General features: G+C 39.3%; 18 protein-coding genes. 7 read left to right on the forward strand and 11 right to left on the reverse strand.

Translation table 11 applies throughout. From position 1 onward, the window contains the following. The first annotated feature begins 46 nt into the window (after positions 1 to 46). The 4 genes from IPH84_15090 to IPH84_15105 all read left to right on the forward strand — a co-directional run bounded on the left by IPH84_15090 (position 47) and on the right by IPH84_15105 (position 2,717). Entirely contained in the window at positions 47 to 616 is a 570-nt protein-coding gene (locus IPH84_15090; GenBank protein MBK7174517.1) for a hypothetical protein, read from the forward strand. Next, positions 522 to 1,196, forward strand: coding sequence for a T9SS type A sorting domain-containing protein (locus tag IPH84_15095; GenBank protein ID MBK7174518.1), 675 nt, complete (start codon positions 522 to 524; stop codon positions 1,194 to 1,196). Before IPH84_15090 ends, IPH84_15095 begins: the two co-directional genes overlap by 95 nt. Before the next feature lie 308 nt (positions 1,197 to 1,504). After that, complete coding sequence (locus IPH84_15100; GenBank protein MBK7174519.1) at positions 1,505 to 1,900, forward strand: outer membrane beta-barrel protein; 396 nt, start codon at positions 1,505 to 1,507, stop codon at positions 1,898 to 1,900. Between the two features lie 169 nt (positions 1,901 to 2,069). After that, the gene (locus tag IPH84_15105) at positions 2,070 to 2,717 is read left to right on the forward strand and encodes a hypothetical protein (GenBank protein ID MBK7174520.1); all 648 of its coding nucleotides are present in this window, start codon (positions 2,070 to 2,072) and stop codon (positions 2,715 to 2,717) included. Between the two features lie 37 nt (positions 2,718 to 2,754). On the opposite strand, the gene IPH84_15110 is transcribed toward IPH84_15105, so the two are convergent. The 5 genes from IPH84_15110 to tig form a co-directional block, all read right to left on the reverse strand. Further along, positions 2,755 to 3,450: an OmpA family protein gene (locus tag IPH84_15110; GenBank protein ID MBK7174521.1), complete on the reverse strand. Its 696-nt coding sequence runs from the start codon at positions 3,448 to 3,450 to the stop codon at positions 2,755 to 2,757. Between the two features lie 157 nt (positions 3,451 to 3,607). Beyond that, positions 3,608 to 4,222, reverse strand: a complete 615-nt coding sequence (locus IPH84_15115) for a DUF4294 domain-containing protein (GenBank protein MBK7174522.1) — start codon at positions 4,220 to 4,222, stop codon at positions 3,608 to 3,610. Positions 4,223 to 4,315: 93 nt separating this feature from the next. Then, positions 4,316 to 5,551, reverse strand: coding sequence for an ATP-dependent Clp protease ATP-binding subunit ClpX (gene clpX, locus IPH84_15120; GenBank protein MBK7174523.1), 1,236 nt, complete (start codon positions 5,549 to 5,551; stop codon positions 4,316 to 4,318). A gap of 143 nt (positions 5,552 to 5,694) precedes the next feature. Further along, positions 5,695 to 6,363, reverse strand: coding sequence for an ATP-dependent Clp endopeptidase proteolytic subunit ClpP (gene clpP, locus IPH84_15125; protein MBK7174524.1), 669 nt, complete (start codon positions 6,361 to 6,363; stop codon positions 5,695 to 5,697). Between the two features lie 177 nt (positions 6,364 to 6,540). Then, positions 6,541 to 7,902, reverse strand: coding sequence for a trigger factor (gene tig / locus IPH84_15130; GenBank protein MBK7174525.1), 1,362 nt, complete (start codon positions 7,900 to 7,902; stop codon positions 6,541 to 6,543). Between the two features lie 248 nt (positions 7,903 to 8,150). On the opposite strand from tig, the gene msrA reads away from it, so the two are divergent. Continuing rightward, positions 8,151 to 8,798: a peptide-methionine (S)-S-oxide reductase MsrA gene (msrA, locus tag IPH84_15135; protein ID MBK7174526.1), complete on the forward strand. Its 648-nt coding sequence runs from the start codon at positions 8,151 to 8,153 to the stop codon at positions 8,796 to 8,798. A gap of 84 nt (positions 8,799 to 8,882) precedes the next feature. On the opposite strand, the gene IPH84_15140 is transcribed toward msrA, so the two are convergent. From IPH84_15140 to IPH84_15165, 6 genes are all read right to left on the reverse strand, one after another. Next, a complete protein-coding gene (locus IPH84_15140) occupies positions 8,883 to 10,499 on the reverse strand; it encodes a hypothetical protein (protein MBK7174527.1) in 1,617 nt (538 codons plus the stop codon). A gap of 68 nt (positions 10,500 to 10,567) precedes the next feature. Next, the gene (locus tag IPH84_15145; GenBank protein MBK7174528.1) at positions 10,568 to 11,725 is read right to left on the reverse strand and encodes a DUF4249 domain-containing protein; all 1,158 of its coding nucleotides are present in this window, start codon (positions 11,723 to 11,725) and stop codon (positions 10,568 to 10,570) included. After that, complete coding sequence (locus IPH84_15150) at positions 11,712 to 13,634, reverse strand: TonB-dependent receptor plug domain-containing protein (GenBank protein ID MBK7174529.1); 1,923 nt, start codon at positions 13,632 to 13,634, stop codon at positions 11,712 to 11,714. The genes IPH84_15145 and IPH84_15150 overlap by 14 nt, the downstream gene beginning before the upstream one ends. Then, positions 13,588 to 14,484 carry a carboxypeptidase-like regulatory domain-containing protein gene (locus IPH84_15155; GenBank protein MBK7174530.1) on the reverse strand — a complete coding sequence of 299 codons (897 nt, stop codon included), beginning with the start codon at positions 14,482 to 14,484 and terminating at the stop codon, positions 13,588 to 13,590. The genes IPH84_15150 and IPH84_15155 overlap by 47 nt, the downstream gene beginning before the upstream one ends. Then, positions 14,481 to 15,098, reverse strand: coding sequence for a hypothetical protein (locus IPH84_15160; GenBank protein ID MBK7174531.1), 618 nt, complete (start codon positions 15,096 to 15,098; stop codon positions 14,481 to 14,483). The genes IPH84_15155 and IPH84_15160 overlap by 4 nt, the downstream gene beginning before the upstream one ends. A gap of 83 nt (positions 15,099 to 15,181) precedes the next feature. Then, entirely contained in the window at positions 15,182 to 15,529 is a 348-nt protein-coding gene (locus tag IPH84_15165; GenBank protein MBK7174532.1) for a hypothetical protein, read from the reverse strand. 168 nt (positions 15,530 to 15,697) lie between these two features. Here IPH84_15165 and IPH84_15170 point away from each other — a divergent pair, with 168 nt between their 5' ends. Next, the gene (locus IPH84_15170; GenBank protein MBK7174533.1) at positions 15,698 to 16,096 is read left to right on the forward strand and encodes a hypothetical protein; all 399 of its coding nucleotides are present in this window, start codon (positions 15,698 to 15,700) and stop codon (positions 16,094 to 16,096) included. Next, positions 16,093 to 17,226 (forward strand): hypothetical protein, encoded by a 1,134-nt coding sequence (locus IPH84_15175; GenBank protein MBK7174534.1) that lies wholly within the window; start codon positions 16,093 to 16,095, stop codon positions 17,224 to 17,226. Before IPH84_15170 ends, IPH84_15175 begins: the two co-directional genes overlap by 4 nt. Positions 17,227 to 17,272: the final 46 nt, after the last annotated feature.

The following is a 17,272-nucleotide window of genomic DNA, read 5'->3' on the forward strand; positions in this document are numbered from 1 at the left end:
AGAGATCAAACCATATTTAGCTTCTCATTTAACAAATAACAAGAAATTGAAAGGAGCCTACACTTCATTCCAGAAATTGGATAGCCTTGTGGTTGAAGAAGAAAGTGAAGAGACCGGACAAATTGAAAAAACCTTTAAGGATGAATTCTATTATTCAGGCACAGGCTTATTGAGCACCTATATTGAATATGAATGGGACATCACTGAAAGTCGGTGGGTAGAAAGCTATAAAGATGAATATGCATATGATGAATCAGAAAACTGTATCCAGGAGATTTATTCATATTGGAATGAAGAATCGGAAATATGGCAATTAAGTTCCAGGGAGGTTTATTCCTATTCACCATCCAACCAGGTTATTTTACTGATGTCCTATCAATGGGAAGAGTTTACAAATTCATGGAAACTGGATTATAAGGATGAATACACCTATCTGTCATCAGAACAGGTCTCTATCCGTTACAACTGGAATAGTACTATTTCAGACTGGGAAATGATCTTTAAAATGAAATATATGTTTAATGAGGATCAGAACCTGGTTGAAAGTACATCATATTATTGGGAACCCATTTCCGAAGTATGGGTCAACCTTAACCAGATACGATCATACCTATAATGATGATCAGAGGCCTGAAACAATTATCAGTCGGTTTTGGGATGCTGACCTGGAAGAATGGTACGAGAGTAATAAAGAATTGTTTTCATACAGTGTAAATGGTGATTTAATCCTTCATTCCTACTTCGATTGGGACTATTTTACTGAAGAATGGGCTCAAACATGGAAAGAAGACAACACTTATAATTCACAATATGGGTTTGCTGAATTAGTGGTACCTGAGTTGTTCGAACATAATGATGCATACTTCAACCATATGCTCACTCAACTATCAGCCCATGCCTATTATGAATTGACCTGGGAATATATTGGAAACATGAAACTCTACTATTCCGAAATCATTCTTTCAGGCTTTGCAGAACCTGAAAAGATGCCAGGTATGGCATTCCCTAATCCAAGTGCTCAAGCAAATGCTACTCTTGAAATTTTCGATATGAAAGGACAAGGCCTTTTCAGTAAGATAATAGAAAACAATTCAACGATTAGTTTGTCGGGTTTTACTGAAGGGATATACAATTACAGGCTGACAATTAATGACAAACTGATTACAACAGGAAAACTTGTGCTTCAGAAAGAATAATAAACTGATGATTTAAAGGCAATTCTCTTATGAAGAAAAATTATTCTCACCTATGGATTGCAATCATTGCCATATTAATGAATGTGGAATCCTTTCCCCAGCGTATACTGTTAAAACAGGATTGAATCTATCAAGCCAGCACTTCAAGGTATCTACCAGTCTTATATTGATGGCATTAAGTGGAAACCAGGATTTAATTTGGAAGTAACTACTGATATTCCGATAACCGAGGATCTTTCCGTTGAAACAGGGTTTGCCATTTCAACCAAGGGTTACAAACAATTTTAGAACAAGGCCCTGCATTGGATATGAGTGATTATAAACGAAATGTGAACTCGTACTACCTGGATCTGCCTCTTAATTTTAAAACGCTGATTGATCTGGGGTCAACAGGTATATATGGCACTCTAGGTCCTTATATGGGGTTCGGTTTATTTGGCAAAGAAAAATCAGAATACGATTTCAGAGGAACACCAAGATCTGACACCCGTGAGATTAACTGGGGATCAGATGCTGCAAATGATGATTATAAAAGGTTCGATTTTGGATTAAGTGCAGGTTTGGGAATGGAAATGAAAACATTTCAAATTGGAGTTTATTATAGCTATGGCCTTGCTAATATCTCATCGTATACCGGGGGAGGCAGGAATGTAAATAACAGGGGATTTTCTATTTCATTGGGTTACAGATTAGGAAAGAAATAAATGAATAGGGCAATTATTAATTAATATCATAATAAATATCAAGATCAGATTATAATATGTCTAAGCCCGTGATGTGCAGATTCCTTGTAATTCAAAGATAAAAACATATTATGTCTGAAAAATGCTCAAATAAAGAGACAAATATGGTAAGACCTTCCATTTTTTATTGTTGGTAATCACTCTTCTAAGCTATAACCTCAGTGGACAAAGCCAAAACAAAACAGTTCAGGAGATCGGAATCAATTTATTACAGATTCCTGCAACTACCCTCGAATTAAATTATCATTGGGATATTAAACCCAGGTATTCAGTAATAGTAAATGCTGGTTATACTCTAAACTATGTAAAATCCTTTGATTTAACCGGATTCTTGCTGTCACCTCACTTTAAGTGCGGAAACAATGGTTATTCATTGACGAATCAATCTGGTACATTTTTACAAACCGGGATTAGGTATAATCTCAGAAAAGTTCTCAATGATTACAACTATTTCTTTTTAGGCGGGTACCTCTCTCAATCACTTGTTCACGAAAAGACAGAATATGATGATCCGGAAGCATTTGATCCCCCGATAGCAAGTTTCGAGCATTTGATTTATATTATTGGCTTCTCAGGTGAACTTGGCTATAATTTCAATATATGTAAACTACTACAAACAGAGATTGCGGCCCGGATTTCTTTTCCATCAAAGAAATACAACGATTTGTACGGATATAGCCATTATATACCCGGTATGGGCTATATGGAAACCTGTGGAGGGGCTAAAATTTTTCCAATGATAGCTTTGAATCTAAAATATTATTTGAACAACCGATAAGAACCCTTTACACTTTTGCAGGTTTATCTACCTCATATTATTTACTGATTATCTTAATCTCGACTCTCCTGTTTATTGATCTGTCGGCTTCGGTAAACTCTGCAACTAATTTGTTATTAGCACCAAATCCTTTATAAGTCATCCTTGCAGGAGAGATGCCATACTCTATCAGATAATCATATACTACTTTGGCCCGATTCACTGACAGGTCACGGGTTTGGGTATCAGAATCAATACCGTCGAGTCCTGGTTCTTCACAGCAGATATAACCCTGGATTTCGATGACCAGAGTGGGATACTGTTTCATTGTCTTAAGCAACTTCTGAAGTGTTGGAATAGATCCAGGTAAAAGTTTATGTTTCCCACCCACAAAATTTATGTTTTCCAGCCGTAAAGCCGATCCAATATCTGCTTTATCGATTTTATAAACACTGTCATTTGCAGGTTTTGTTGCTGAAAGTTTTTTGACAGGAGTTGCATAAAGTTCAACACATCTGTTCAAAGCACGTGACTCATCAGTGGCATTCGTATTTAAAGGGGATCTTTTGCCCATAGCCTTAAAGCTGATAAGCGAATCAGTTATCTTTCCAGCTACCAGGTAATCTTTTACACTTTGTGCGCGCTGCATGGAAAGCTTATCATTATAGCTATGATCGCCAACCGAATCGCAATGCGAAATGATTCTGAATGCTTTGAATGCCGATGTTTGCAGCAGGCTGTCGATTTTTAGCATTATCGATGAAAATCGTTAATCGAAATCCAGTTTTACTTTCTGGAAATCTGAATTACACTAAAAGATATTTAATTTCTTTTTGGGCATAAAGGTTAATATGGTTAAAGTCCAAGGGCTGAAAGCCAAAAATAATAAAAACAGTTTTCATTAATAAAATCTAGATAGTACCATTTTCAATCATAAGGACGATACGTTCAATATCAGCATCTTCATGCAAAGGGTCATACTTAGTCTTGAGATTGTAACCGAAGACTTTCCCAATGCCCTGCCAGAAGAAGGCCATAAATCGCCCCCTGAACTCTTTGACGATATCATAAGAGCTGTTGGTGGTTTGACGGTCGATAAGTTTCAGTAGAATTTTTCCCTGGGTGAAAGTCAGTTCTTTGAGTTCAGCACCAAACTGAGCCTGTAATTCATCTTCAGCTTGTTTCATCATTTTTTTTACGCTCCTTCTCTGATTTACCGACTCAATTTTTTTATTGTATTCGTCGAATTTGATTCCTGCTAACCTGGCATAAGGATAAGCTACCTTGACATTTCTAACAAGGCGATCCCATTTGCGGGCTTCAGCGGAGTTTTTAAAGGATTTAGTACCCCAGACATAGACCTGATCGAGGTACATGATGGGAAGTGTATCTCCATCGACAATAATAGCGGAGCAATGATACCCCTGCTCATCGTGTGGGTTAATGATCTGGGAAAACAGCAGACCAGGGATAAAGATCAGTAAAGAAATAACCAGGGATCTCAAAGCAAAACTTTTTCTGCTCATTGGTCAAATATTGTGCCAATATAATAACAACAAAACGGGATGTTTTATTGGGTAGAGTGAAAAAAAGTTTGAAAATGAGTAACAGTAGAATGATCAGGCAACTTTCAGCCTGGCAACATTGGTTTTACCAAGTTTTTCAACAGCATAGCTCCGGGTAATCACCAGGTCAGCATGTTTTGTAGCCGATGGAATTTCGAACATGGCATCTGTAAGGATTGCTTCCAGGATAGAACGAAGCCCACGGGCGCCGGTTCTGAATTCAATAGCCTTGTCGACGATGAATTCATAGGCTTCATCACTGAAAATAAGCTTTACATCATCCATTTCAAATAAGCGGGTGAACTGTTTGATGAGCGCATTCTTAGGTTCTGTCAGGATCCTGATCAGCACTTCACGGCTTAACGGGTTCAGGTAGGTAACCACTGGAAAACGTCCAACCAGCTCAGGGATGAGACCATAACTCTTGAGATCCTGCGGGGCGACATACTGAAGCAGGTTATTTTTGTCCACCAGGTCTTTTTCCCGATCGAGGGAGTAGCCAATGACGGAGGTTTGCATACGGGCTGCAATTTTCTTGTCGATACCATCAAAAGCACCACCGGTAATAAACAGGATATTCTTGGTATTCACCTGTATCATTTTCTGTTCCGGGTGTTTCCTGCCTCCTTGTGGAGGGACATTCACTTCGGCGCCTTCAAGGAGTTTGAGTAATGCCTGCTGGACACCTTCCCCGGACACATCGCGTGTTATGGAAGGATTATCGCTTTTCCTGGAAATTTTATCAATTTCATCTATGAATACAATGCCTTTTTCTGCTGCTGCAACATTATAGTCTGCCGCCTGCAACAACCTGGTAAGAATGCTTTCAACATCTTCGCCAACATAACCGGCTTCAGTAAGTACCGTAGCATCAGCAATGCAGAAAGGAACATGCAGCATACGTGCAATTGTGCGGGCAAGGAGTGTTTTACCTGTTCCTGTTTCGCCTACGAGGATGATGTTGGATTTTTCTATCTCCACTTCATCCTTGCTCTTCACTGTAGCCTGATTGATACGTTTATAATGGTTATAAACCGCAACGGACAGGATTCTCTTGGCATCGTCCTGGCCTATAACGTAACCATCCAGGTAATTTTTAATTTCCTGGGGTTTAGGAGTTTCGAAGTGTTTTTGGTCACGCTGAACTGTATGAGTCAATTCCTCCTTCATGATCTCCCTGGCCTGGTCCACGCAATAGTCGCAGATATGGGCTTCAAGTCCGGCGATGAGGATATTGGTATCATGTTTCAGTCTACCACAAAATGAACAACGTTCTTCTTTCTTGGTCATAGGTCAGTAATTTTCATCTGTAGGTTCATTAATAATAAGCTCACCAGCAGATTTGTCATGTATGAGAACTCCAGGGTATGCTAAATTTACATAAAATTTCAATTCAAATCAATCCTGAATTGCATTACTTGTCAATAACAGGATTATTGTACTTCCCTGAAAAGCACTTCATCTATCATTCCGTATTCCTTAGCTTCTTCTGAAGTCATCCAGTAGTCGCGATCTCCGTCCTTTTCAATACGTTTAATGGATTGACCGGAATGAAGGGCAATGATTTCATAAAGTTCCTTCTTCAGTTTAAGGATTTCACGGGTTGTTATTTCAATATCTGAGGCTTGTCCTTCAGCACCCCCCATAGGTTGGTGTATCAGAATCCTTGAATGTTTCAGAGCGGTACGTTTTCCTTTCTGGCCTGCACATAATAGCACAGCTCCCATGCTGGCAGCCATACCTGTACAAATTGTAGCTACATCCGGTGCGATATACTGCATAGTATCATAAATCCCCAGCCCGGCATAAACCGAACCACCTGGGGTATTGAGATAAATCTGTATATCACGTTTTGAATCTACAGATTCAAGGAAAAGTAACTGGGCTTGTATAATATTGGCAACGTAGTCATCGATGGGTACACCAAGGAAAATGATACGGTCCATCATCAGTCGTGAGAATACATCCATTGTGGCAATATTCAGTTGCCTCTCTTCAATAATAGTTGGAGAGATATAGTTATTCTGAGCGGATGTATACCTGTTTAGTGTCATACTGCTGATACCTCTATGGCGTACAGCATATTTCCGGAATTCGTCCATTAGCTTAAAATATTTGATTTATAACCTTTACCAGGTTCTATAATCAAAACTGTTAATCGGTGTTATATCCTATTGATGCAACAATTAATAGCTAAAAGTTACAAAAGGTAACACCGATTATTCAGAATTGTATGAACCAATTTTTAGAGTTGAAACAATTCAGGATGCAAAAGGTTCTTAATGCCGTTCAGCATCCAGCTTAACAAAATCATCGTAGCTGATTTCCTTTTCGACGAGTTTGACCTTCGATTTGATCAAAGCTGCAATTTTTACTTCGAAAAGACTATCAATTATCCTTCTCACTTCATCATGCCTGGTTTCAAGGAATGAATCGGCAAGAGTATCAAGTCGTTTTTCAAGATCCTCAGTGAGAGGCATCGTCCTCCAACCCGGGAGATAGCGATCTTTCACAAAACCTTTGATCTGCTCATCTTCCACTTCTATATTATTCTCTTTGATAATCCTGTTTTCAATAAGCTGCCATTTCATTGATTTAGAATACTTATCGTAGTCTTTATCAATATCTTCCTGGGTAATTTTACCTTCGTTACTTTCAAGCAACCAACGTTTGAGAAAATCATCCGGCAGACTCATTGGAGCCATCTCCATCAGCTTATCCTGAACGATATGCATGAAATAATGGTCACTATCACCCACAAATGAGTTCTCTGATTCAGCACGAAGTTTATTCCTGAAATCTTCTTCAGAAGTGATTCCGGCATCAGGGAATACCTGTGCATAAAATGCATCAGTGAGTTCGGCAGGTATCATGGTACTGATTTCTCCGACTGTAAACCTGAAATCAGAATGAAGATTTTCTGCTTCTTCTTTCTGGATAGCAAGCATGGTTGCAATTTCGGTGGTATTTTCAAGAGCTTTTAGTGGATTGAATACTAATATGTCTCCGGTTTTTGCGCCGATAAATGCTTTTTTCGTTTCTTCATCCCTTATGGTATCAATCATCATCTTTGATGTGTGGAAGATACCATTCTCCAGTATATTTCCGGCCTCGTCCAATTGAACAAACTCGCCACTAAGTACATCTTTTTCACCGGCTACCTCAGCAGTACCCATGGAACCATAGCGCTGCCGCAAATCGGTGATATATTTATCGAGTAAATCGTCATTTACAATAATCTTGTGATAGTCGATACTGACTGTTTCGTCCAATACCAAATTAAATTCAGGAGCAAATGCCAGGTCGAAGTAGAAAGATATCTCTTTCCCATCCTGCCAGTCGAAAGTCTGGGTAAGTTCCATATTAGGCAAAGGCTGACCCAAAACATCCAGTTTTTCGTCAGCAATGTATTTTGACAGTGCATCGGATACCAGTTTATTCACTTCATCAGCAAATACAGCGCTACCGTACATCTTTTTAATCATTCCAAAAGGAACATGACCAGGCCTGAACCCAGGAACATTGGCTTTTCGTTGGTATTCCTTCAATACTTTATTCACACTTTCGTTATACTCTGCCGGGCTAACAGCAATCTTAACCGTACTAGTCAATTCTCCGGTACTTTCTTTTGTTATTTCCATTAATGCTTAAGTTTGATTTTCCTTAAAGAAACTATTAATTTTCAACAAGATAACTTACAAATTCATCTTGCAGAATGAAGGGTGCAAAGATATAATTAATTAAGCAATGAACAAGGGAAAAGGCTGGAAAACAGAAGGCTTGTTATTCTCAGTTTTAAAATCGCAGAGGGAACGACTATGTGCATTGAAACACTCTTCCGGTGATGAACCAGATCAGTTTAACTTTGTTTTATATAAAAGACTCAAGGATGTTCGCGACACAAAGAATTATCATTACCCTGCTATTTTTTATCCCTTTATTAGCCGGATGCAACCAAGTAGATAAGAAGATTATGACAAATGAACAAAGTATAACTGCAGAAGCAGGAAATGACACAGCTACTTTTGGGATGGGATGTTTCTGGTGTACAGAAGCTGTCTTCCAACAGTTAAAGGGAGTTGTTTCTGTAACGTCAGGCTACACAGGCGGGAATGTCAAAAATCCTGCATACAGGGAAGTCTGCACAGGCCTCACTGGTCATGCGGAGGTATCCCAGATTGTATATGATACCAACATCATTAGTTTCTCAGAGCTATTGGAAGTATTCTGGACGGCTCATGACCCCACCACTTTGAACAGGCAGGGTGCAGACCAGGGCACTCAGTACAGATCGGCTGTTTTTTATCACAATGAATCGCAGAAACAACTGGCTGAAACCTATAAAAAGAAGTTGAATGAGGAAAAGGCTTATCCTAACCCGGTGGTTACAGAGATTAGTCCGTTGACAATATTTTACAAAGCAGAAGATTACCACATGGATTATTACAATACCAATGGAAGTGCTCCCTATTGCAAATTTGTGATTGAACCAAAGGTGGAAAAAATCAGAAAAGTGTTTAAAGAGAAGACCCGGTAGAGGCACAAAATTTTCAAAACAAGATGCTTCTTTGTTTTTTCCTGGCTCAAACTAGAATTGAGGAGACCCTGGCATGAAGGTTTTCTATTTTGCAATAATCTCGAGGCTTGAAGAAATTTCAAATTCTTTCATGTCAGCTCCAATCCCTCTGACCAGGATCAGGTATTTGCCGGATGAAGCGGGTGCTTTTGTTCGGAGAATGGTTTCAATACCCTCATTATAAGATATCTGAGGTATCCATAGCAGCGTATTTCTAGAGTCAGGCAGATGCATATTTCGAGAAAGATCCAATTCCTTTTTACCCAATTCTGTGAAAAATTGGTAGTTGATAAATTTTCCATTGGGTGGTAATTTGATACCTGCGAAGTCATTCTTTTTTGATATAAATGAGATAATTCCTCCATAAATAATATCTCCCTTTATATAGATATCGTTTACCAGTTCCACCCTATCAATCACTGAAGGGGAAATTGCGAGCAGGCTTTCAATATCATCTACCATGACCCAGTCGATGAGCACCATAGGTTCATAAATGGACATCTCCGGCTTCGTGTTAATGAACCTGAAAACTTTTTTACCCTCAGACTTTCTCACATTCATCATCACCGGGATTTCCCTGAAATAATCCTCCACAGTGGGCAGTTCTATATAGGATTCCATGATCAGCTTTTCAGATTTAGAGCCATAGAAAGGAATACCTGCAAAACTATTTGTAACAGGGTTCATTGCAGTATCAGGATAATACTGATTAGAAATTTTATAATTTCGGATCAGGTTTAATGCCAGGACTGATTCGGCGCTATCAAGGCGAAGTTCTCCAACAGGCAACCTTCTTTTTCCAGGGCTAAAATCATTGTCAATAAAGATTTCCGGCTGTTTACCCTCCCTCTTTTCGGTACAAAGGAATAAATCTTTTAAGCCATAACGATCCGGTAAGGCAAAGCAGAAAAACCCCGATTCATCTGTTTTTCTTGCCATTACATCCTTCTCTCCAATGATGGTAGCACTTACCCTGATCCCCTGTATGGGTTGCTTAGTAAGCTTATCAATGATTACCCCGGAGATGGATACACCTCTTGTATCAGGTAGGAGGTTACGCACAGAATCTGTAAAATAGAGTTTTTGAATTACTTTATGCTGTGGCTGATAGGAGAATTCAGGCACAATGGAGAGATTAAGGAAGTCAGGTTTAACCTTGCCAGTGAATGAAACCTTAATTCTGATTGAGTCGTCAGGTTGATAAACAGCGTGTTCTGTGCTGACTGAAACATATTGGGACTGTTCCTGAGGTAACTTCAACTTCGACAAGCTATCAGTCTGAGGGATATTTGCTTCAACTGTCAAAACATCAACAATCTCAGGATGAAGGATCTTTAATCGAATTCCCGGAAACACAGCAGATGTCCCGATTCTCATTCTCTTGGTATAGAAACTAAGCAGATAGTAGCCTGAAAATGTTTTTTCGGGAATTGTAAGGCTTCCAGTAACTCTTCCTTGTTTAACCGGGAACTTTCCTCCCACCATTTGAGCACCTTCAGCACTTAACAGTTCACAATACAACACTTTATCTGATTCATTATCTGAGCTCTTGACTGGTTGCTTTGAGATTGCCGTGAATTGAATTTTCTCTCCGGATATATAAAAAGTCCGGTCGGTCCAAACAGCCCAATCCTGCTCCCCTTCTTCAATCGATTGTGACATCAGCGAAAAAGCCGGGAATAATGTAAATATGAATAGGATGAAATTCCTTATTGTTTTATTTTCCATCGTCAATAGGGCCAAAATTCAGGTTTCTCCAGTCTGCCTCCCATGCGTCTGCAATCAACACACTCAAAACTCAGTATGCGAAGTGCTCCTTCTTCATTGTAATAATAATAAACCGGCTCTCCGAAAATCAATAATTCTGTCCAGCCTCTTATCGGCAGAGAGGATTCAATGCACTTATTACTGAATTCAAGATTAATTCCCGGAATATCCTTAAAAAAGAATCGTTTTCCTGATTCAGCGGCTGAATAGAAAAACCCTAATACTTCCATATCCGGATCTGTAACATTGTGAATATTCCCTTTGAGCAATACCGGTTGTTTATCGTACAATCCCCCTTGTCCGGAGCTATTGGATTTGAGCTTATCCCAGTAGTTGTAAGCTGATTCAGTCAGGGTGAATTGTTTCACCATCATGCTATACAGAATACCGAGTCTTGTAGTTGAATAGCCATTCACCATGTGAAGGGGTAATTGCTTATATTCATTTCTGACGAGATTTGTGGTAGAAAGTGTATAGATATCCTTCAGAGGTATAGTTGCCCAGCAGATATTTCGCGAATAATCCGGGGGATAGATCTTATGCCACTGTCCGTCATAATAATTTTCGGCAGGGCGGGCAGATTTGTATTCCCAGGTCTCAGTAATCTCCCATTTATAAAATCTGCTGTCATAGCCTTCACCTGACAAATCCAGATAAAACTGTGCGCCATATTTTTGAGCAAGGGATTCATCACCAGGAATTTCTTCAACAATATAATAGGCTGTATCCATGGGGGGGCCGTTCAGCATTTTGTCGAACTCAGAGACAATATGCATGCTATCAGGAGTATATAAATCCAGGCGATAAGAACGGCCAGTTACGACCTGCCCCTGTTCCAACCAAATCTTATAGGCCCCATCAGAAGTCTCATTCAGTGAAAAACTGCCACCTTCATCATCAATGATATTCACTTTACAGCCTGAAACCGGGATAAACTCAGATAATTCAACCGGAGAGGAGCGTGAAATGGTAATTTCTTGCCAGCCAGGCTGATTAGTGATACGACCGGAAACGACATACTTGTTTAATGCCTGACTATCAAGCTCAGGATAATACTGCTTTATACAGGATGATGCCACTGCTATCAGCAGGCAAAGTAAGAATCCTTTAACTAGCTGCATAATTACCGAGTTTAAACGACCAGGTTATTGTAAAAATGGGGATTCCAATTACTGAATACTGGTAACTTCTTATTTTACCATTTTCAGAAACAAAGTAGACAGAATATGGATTTTGCCTGCCAGTAAGGTTGTAAACACCAAGTATTAATGAATTATGTAAAGGCTTATGCCTCCGAAGGTTTCCTTCTATTGTCAATGCCACGTCCATTCTGAAATAATCAGGGATTCGGTAGGCATTTCTTTCTGAATACTCAACATATGGGATACCATTCTGGTAATAAACAGAGATAGGATATGTAACAGGTTTCCCGGTTTGATAACTGACAACAGTTGATGCAGTTACGCGACGATTAATATGATAGTTGATCACGGCATTAACTACATGTGGAATATCATAATTCGCAGGATAGGATAGACCATTATTAATTTTTTGCCAGACTTTTTCTCCATTTATCTGCACAACAGACCTTGAATAAGTATAAGAGAGCCAACCTTCTATCCGTCGTCCATTTCTCTTTACCAGGCATTCAAAGCCATAAGCATCTTGTTTTCCGGGGAGCAGCAAGGTTTCTGAGTGAGGATTATCCATGAAATCAGCACCATCAATAAATTCAGGATTATCAATGATCTTTTTATAATATGTTTCGAAGGCTGTTTCGATACCTATTTCCGGGAATACCCTGAATATTCCAGCTGAATATTGGTTGGACCTGGCTGGACGAATATGGTAATCCGCAAGTTTCCATTGAGCATTTGGAGATAAGGCTATCGTATTATTCAGAACAAAAATATTTTGGTGCAATTGGTTAAAGGATAATTTGATACTTCCGTTTTTGTCAGTCACAAAATTGAGTGCAGTCCGGATATCGGGCTGGAATTGTGAACTGATAATTTCCCTTTTGCCAAAAACCAGAGTATCCTGAATATACCTAATATCCATAGGGCTGCCCGGAGCATAAGTATACACATTTCCCGGGCCCAGGTTTGAATACTCTGCTAACCTGACTCCAGCTACAATATTCAACCAGGGAAAGATATCAAACTTATCAGAAAGGTATAAAGCCATTTCAAGGCCTTGTTCTTTACCAAATTCAATTGGTTCTCGAATTGATTCACTTCCATAGGGTGATAGCTTTCCTTTGTCCAGGGCAAGAAAATTACCAACAACGCCATATTCAACCGTATTTTTTGAACCCAGCACCCAAGAAAAATCGGCACTGAACTTGTAATCCATTAGGCTATAGGCATGGCTGAAGGCTTCGGTTTCCCATTGTTTTTCGGTAGTTGAGAAGGAATAACCTGATGCACTTAAGGTAAAAGAACCATAATGGTTTGCTGTAAAATTACTGACCAGGTTAAGTGAGAACCCGTTGTTAGCATATTCATATACATTTAGATCGGCCAGTTGAAACTTGTCCTGGCTATGATATCCAAAAACAGCCCAATGATTCTTTGCAAGGTCATAATTCCATGAGAAAGAGATGTCATTGAATCCTGCCTTGCTTTGATTGATGGTAGGGTCTTTAATCCTCTTCAGTAACCAGTCGGAGTATAGGCTACGGATGCTGAAAAGGAAGGAACTTGTGTCTTTTTTAAGTGGACCCTCAACGGAAAGATTGGCTGCAACAGGGCTCACACCACCATGGGCAGTGAAACGTTTCCTGTTTCCTTGTCTGGCGATAATATTGAAGACTGAACTTAATCGGCCTCCATATTTTACAGGAACATGGCCCTTATATATTGAAAAGTCCTTGATGATATCAGAATTGAACGAAGAAAAGAAGCCAAACATATGAGAAGGGTTGTAAATGGTAACTCCATTCAGATAGAAGGCATTCTGATCATAGTTTCCACCTCTTACATTAAGTCCGGAGGATCCCTCCCCCACTGTAACAATCCCTGGTAACATTTCCGAGACTTTCAGAATATCTCTTTCTCCCTAATAACATCGGGATTTCCCTGATGGATTTAGCGGCCAGTTTTTCGAGTCCGGGGTCTTTCCTTTGCATGCTCATTTGTTGATCCCCGAAAACTACTACCTCCTTCATTTGAATAACAGATCTTTCAAGTTCAACTGAAAATTCACCTGAAGAATGTACTTCCAGCAAATGTTTCTTTGATTGCATACCCATAAATGAAAATGAGGCATGATAAGTTCCTGGTTTAATAATCATAACAAGACTTCCATTCAAATCAGAAACAGATCCATTCTTAAGCTCTTCTATATACATTGTGGCTCCTATTACTGGTTCACCAGAAGAGCCATCAGTTATCCTTGCCTTAATGGTAACTAATTTCCCAGGTACAGCCTGACTTTTCTTTCCTATTTGCAATGTGCTGGTAAAATCAGCATTTCTTCCGATGAGATAACGTTCTTCTGACTGAGTTACCTTTTCGGCTCCGGCTTCCTTTTTACTCTTCCTGAATTCATTGAATGCATATTCCGGCAGACTCTCCGGCAAATACGATCCTTGTAACACCACATATCCATCATTCCACCTGGAAATTTTGAGTTCAGTACCTGCCAATGCTTTGCTGAGAGCAACTGATGGGAGTATTAAATCTTCATTCATAGTGATACGAAGGTCTTTGACCCAATCTTCCTTATAATATATATGCAGACCTGACTGTCGTTCAATAGAAAGGCTGAATTCTGCAAATGATGCGTCTTTACAATGAATTGAAACAAGGGTGTCCGGTCCTGAATAAACGACAAAAGGACCTAGTATCAGAAGTTGAATGAACAATACTATTTTCACAATTTCTTACTTTTAACAATTCCCATGATCAATTCTTCCATTTGTTGTTTACTAATATGTTTAAACCGGATATGCTTTGAATGAAGAAAATCCTGAATGAATGCCTTTGTTATTGGGTCAAAGGAAGAAAGAAATTGCTTTTTAGAGCTATATTCTATTATTTCCCCATTGATCTTAAGAAAAGAAGTCCTTGAGATTACAGAGAATGCCTGGTTGGAAGTAGCAGGCTCAATCTTAATTTGTTTCGTCCATGCATAAAGAACATGAAGCCAGTCTTCGCCCATGATCTCATAAAAAGAAGTAGTGTTTGAGTTTGATAAGGGAATAAATCTCCTGTTTCCGATTGTGAATCCATCAAGCCAGGCGTTTGAAACTTCAATGACACAAACAGCATTGAATTCATCGTAATATTTCATTAACAAAAGCTGGTTGTACACGTCAAAATTCAGAAGGACATTTCCATAAACCTTTCCTTTTATTACGATCTCACCTGGCACAAAATCAGGTTGCTCTATGAATTGGTGCCCCTTAATTCCGGCACCCGGGTAGAAGGAATACTTCTCTCCATTAAATACAACCGGGTCCAATCCATATTTATGATCTGAAAAACTCATTGTATCCTGAGAAAAGACTTCTGCAGAAAACAAAATAAAAAGAATGAAAAAACAACAACGCTTCATGCGCAAATACTTAAGCATCAGCTTCCAATTTTTCGTTCCTGCATTAGTAGCTGCCTTAACAAATATTGTCTGGCTGATTTATTACTGAGATCAAAGGTATAGAATCCTGAACCTCCACAACTGAGATTTATAATAGTTTTTCCATTTGCATCAACAATTGTTATATCGATATCGAATTTGGTATGGTTGGTACTCAAAATTGTTACAATTCCAGAACAGGGATTTGGATATAATACCATCTTACTTTGAATGTTATCGTCAATCCCAACAATGGATGGTAAATGTATCACAGTGAATTCAAAATGTGGAAGTCCATTTACATTCACCACATTATTGGCAACCCGGTGAATTGGGCAATTTTTCAAATCGCACAATTTCTATAATAACTTGTTACTCTATAAGTCAAGGACTAAGTTTGAGAAATCCTTTGAGATGGGCTGGATTGGCAAAAACTCCAATTTCTAAATTATGCTTATCTTTAGTAAGCGGTTGTTACTACTTCATGAAATAGTATTTTCTAAATTCATACAACAATGGAACAATATAATGTAGGTACAGGGAATGAAGCAATATCCCTAGCTGTTGATATCTCAACACTGGGTTTGGCAGCCTCAAGGGCAATTCTTGTTGATGTAGCTTCTTCAGCTCCGGGAACATCAGTAGCTTCTTCACATGATGCGTCCGGAGATATACCATCGGTTTTGATCGGTAAAGCGGCAGATATCAGGAATCGTAGGCTTACCATAGTTACGAAAGTCGATCTTATCGGTAAGGACTATGAAACCCGTAAAAAGGAATTTGAACAGATGACGGCAAAGTATGACCTTAAGTCTGGTTTAGGAGCAGAAGCGAGATTTACAAATCCCGAAAAGAAATCAGATGCAGAATTCCAGACAGGTTACTTATATATGCACATAGACTTAATTGCATGAAACCACAGGCTTTCACATACATTTTATTGCTGTTCTCCTTTTCAGGCATATGCCAGAATAGCACGATCACCCTTCAGGACCTGGCAGTTCCATCTTCACCGGCCTTTATCCTTTTGGATGCAGCGCCCTCCATGATACAAACTCCTTCAACACCAAAGGCTTTTGTACTAGGAATTGCCCAATCATTTCAACAGTCGAATGGAGCATTTCCACAAGAATATTCTGCAGAATTTGCCCCATACTGGATGATAAATCCAGGTGGCAAGAGCATCTATAAACTGGCTGGAATCCGTCAGAATGCGGAAGCCGGCAACATACATCCTCAGAAAGTATTCTCAGGATTACAATTTACCACCCTCTCAACGGGTTTTTTCAATAAAGATCTGATTGCAGATGAACTAGATTTTCAGACCAAGATATTCTCTCTTGGCGTCCGGACAAATATTCTAAAAATCCAAAGAGGAAATTATGCCGATAGCATGCAGTTACTGTTAAAACAATGGCATCGATTGGCGCAAAGTGAGATGGATGAAAACATTGATTTATTTACAGAGATATCGAGACATCCGGAGCGTACTGATGAGCTACAGCAACAGTTTGTTCCAACAAAAACAGCGGAAACAACACAGAAGATCAGCGACTTAATCAACCAGAAGCCACTTTTATCATGGGATTTTTCTGCTGCCTATGCCAGTTTCGGAATAGGAGATACCACCTGGATGACCGGAAGAATCGGTGTTTGGAGCAGTCTATCGTCTTATATCGCTCTAAATCAGCTTGGTAATGCTAAGGGAGTAAGCCACCTTAGCCTTCATGCCTCCCTGAGGTATCTTGATGACCATTATAGCCGGGCTGAAGATGGAAGTCTTGCGCGGCAGCAATCTTTGGATGCAGGAGGGAAAATTCTATTTGAAACAGATAAATTCTCGTTAGGATTTGAGTCTGTAAGACGTTTCAAAGGTGAGACACAGTCAGCACAGTTCAGAACCGTCGGATTGATAAGCTATCAAATTGGCCAAACAATGTTCCTGAATGCATCTTTTGGAAAGAATTTTGAGCTTCCAAATAAACTGATTGCCATTTTTGGAATAAATTGGGGTTTTGGTTCAGAAAAGGTAAATCTTCAATAACTTTATCAGTTGAAATTACTTTTTGTTTTTCTGAATCACTAAACCA

The sequence above is a fragment of the Bacteroidales bacterium genome (assembly GCA_016707785.1).
Classification (GTDB): Bacteria; Bacteroidota; Bacteroidia; order Bacteroidales; family UBA4417; genus UBA4417.

What these genes read in the sequence shown, in the direction of transcription:
- IPH84_15095 (MBK7174518.1), top strand. Translation starts at nt 522, where the DNA reads ATGAGGATCAGAACCTGGTTGAAAGTACATCATATTATTGGGAACCCA.
- IPH84_15100 (MBK7174519.1), top strand. Translation starts at nt 1,505, where the DNA reads ATGAGTGATTATAAACGAAATGTGAACTCGTACTACCTGGATCTGCCT.
- IPH84_15110 (MBK7174521.1), bottom strand. Translation starts at nt 3,450, where the DNA reads ATGCTAAAAATCGACAGCCTGCTGCAAACATCGGCATTCAAAGCATTC.
- IPH84_15115 (MBK7174522.1), bottom strand. Translation starts at nt 4,222, where the DNA reads ATGAGCAGAAAAAGTTTTGCTTTGAGATCCCTGGTTATTTCTTTACTG.
- clpX (MBK7174523.1), bottom strand. Translation starts at nt 5,551, where the DNA reads ATGACCAAGAAAGAAGAACGTTGTTCATTTTGTGGTAGACTGAAACAT.
- clpP (MBK7174524.1), bottom strand. Translation starts at nt 6,363, where the DNA reads ATGGACGAATTCCGGAAATATGCTGTACGCCATAGAGGTATCAGCAGT.
- tig (MBK7174525.1), bottom strand. Translation starts at nt 7,902, where the DNA reads ATGGAAATAACAAAAGAAAGTACCGGAGAATTGACTAGTACGGTTAAG.
- msrA (MBK7174526.1), top strand. Translation starts at nt 8,151, where the DNA reads ATGTTCGCGACACAAAGAATTATCATTACCCTGCTATTTTTTATCCCT.
- IPH84_15140 (MBK7174527.1), bottom strand. Translation starts at nt 10,499, where the DNA reads ATGTCACAATCGATTGAAGAAGGGGAGCAGGATTGGGCTGTTTGGACC.
- IPH84_15145 (MBK7174528.1), bottom strand. Translation starts at nt 11,725, where the DNA reads ATGCAGCTAGTTAAAGGATTCTTACTTTGCCTGCTGATAGCAGTGGCA.
- IPH84_15150 (MBK7174529.1), bottom strand. Translation starts at nt 13,634, where the DNA reads ATGTTACCAGGGATTGTTACAGTGGGGGAGGGATCCTCCGGACTTAAT.
- IPH84_15160 (MBK7174531.1), bottom strand. Translation starts at nt 15,098, where the DNA reads ATGAGTTTTTCAGATCATAAATATGGATTGGACCCGGTTGTATTTAAT.
- IPH84_15170 (MBK7174533.1), top strand. Translation starts at nt 15,698, where the DNA reads ATGGAACAATATAATGTAGGTACAGGGAATGAAGCAATATCCCTAGCT.
- IPH84_15175 (MBK7174534.1), top strand. Translation starts at nt 16,093, where the DNA reads ATGAAACCACAGGCTTTCACATACATTTTATTGCTGTTCTCCTTTTCA.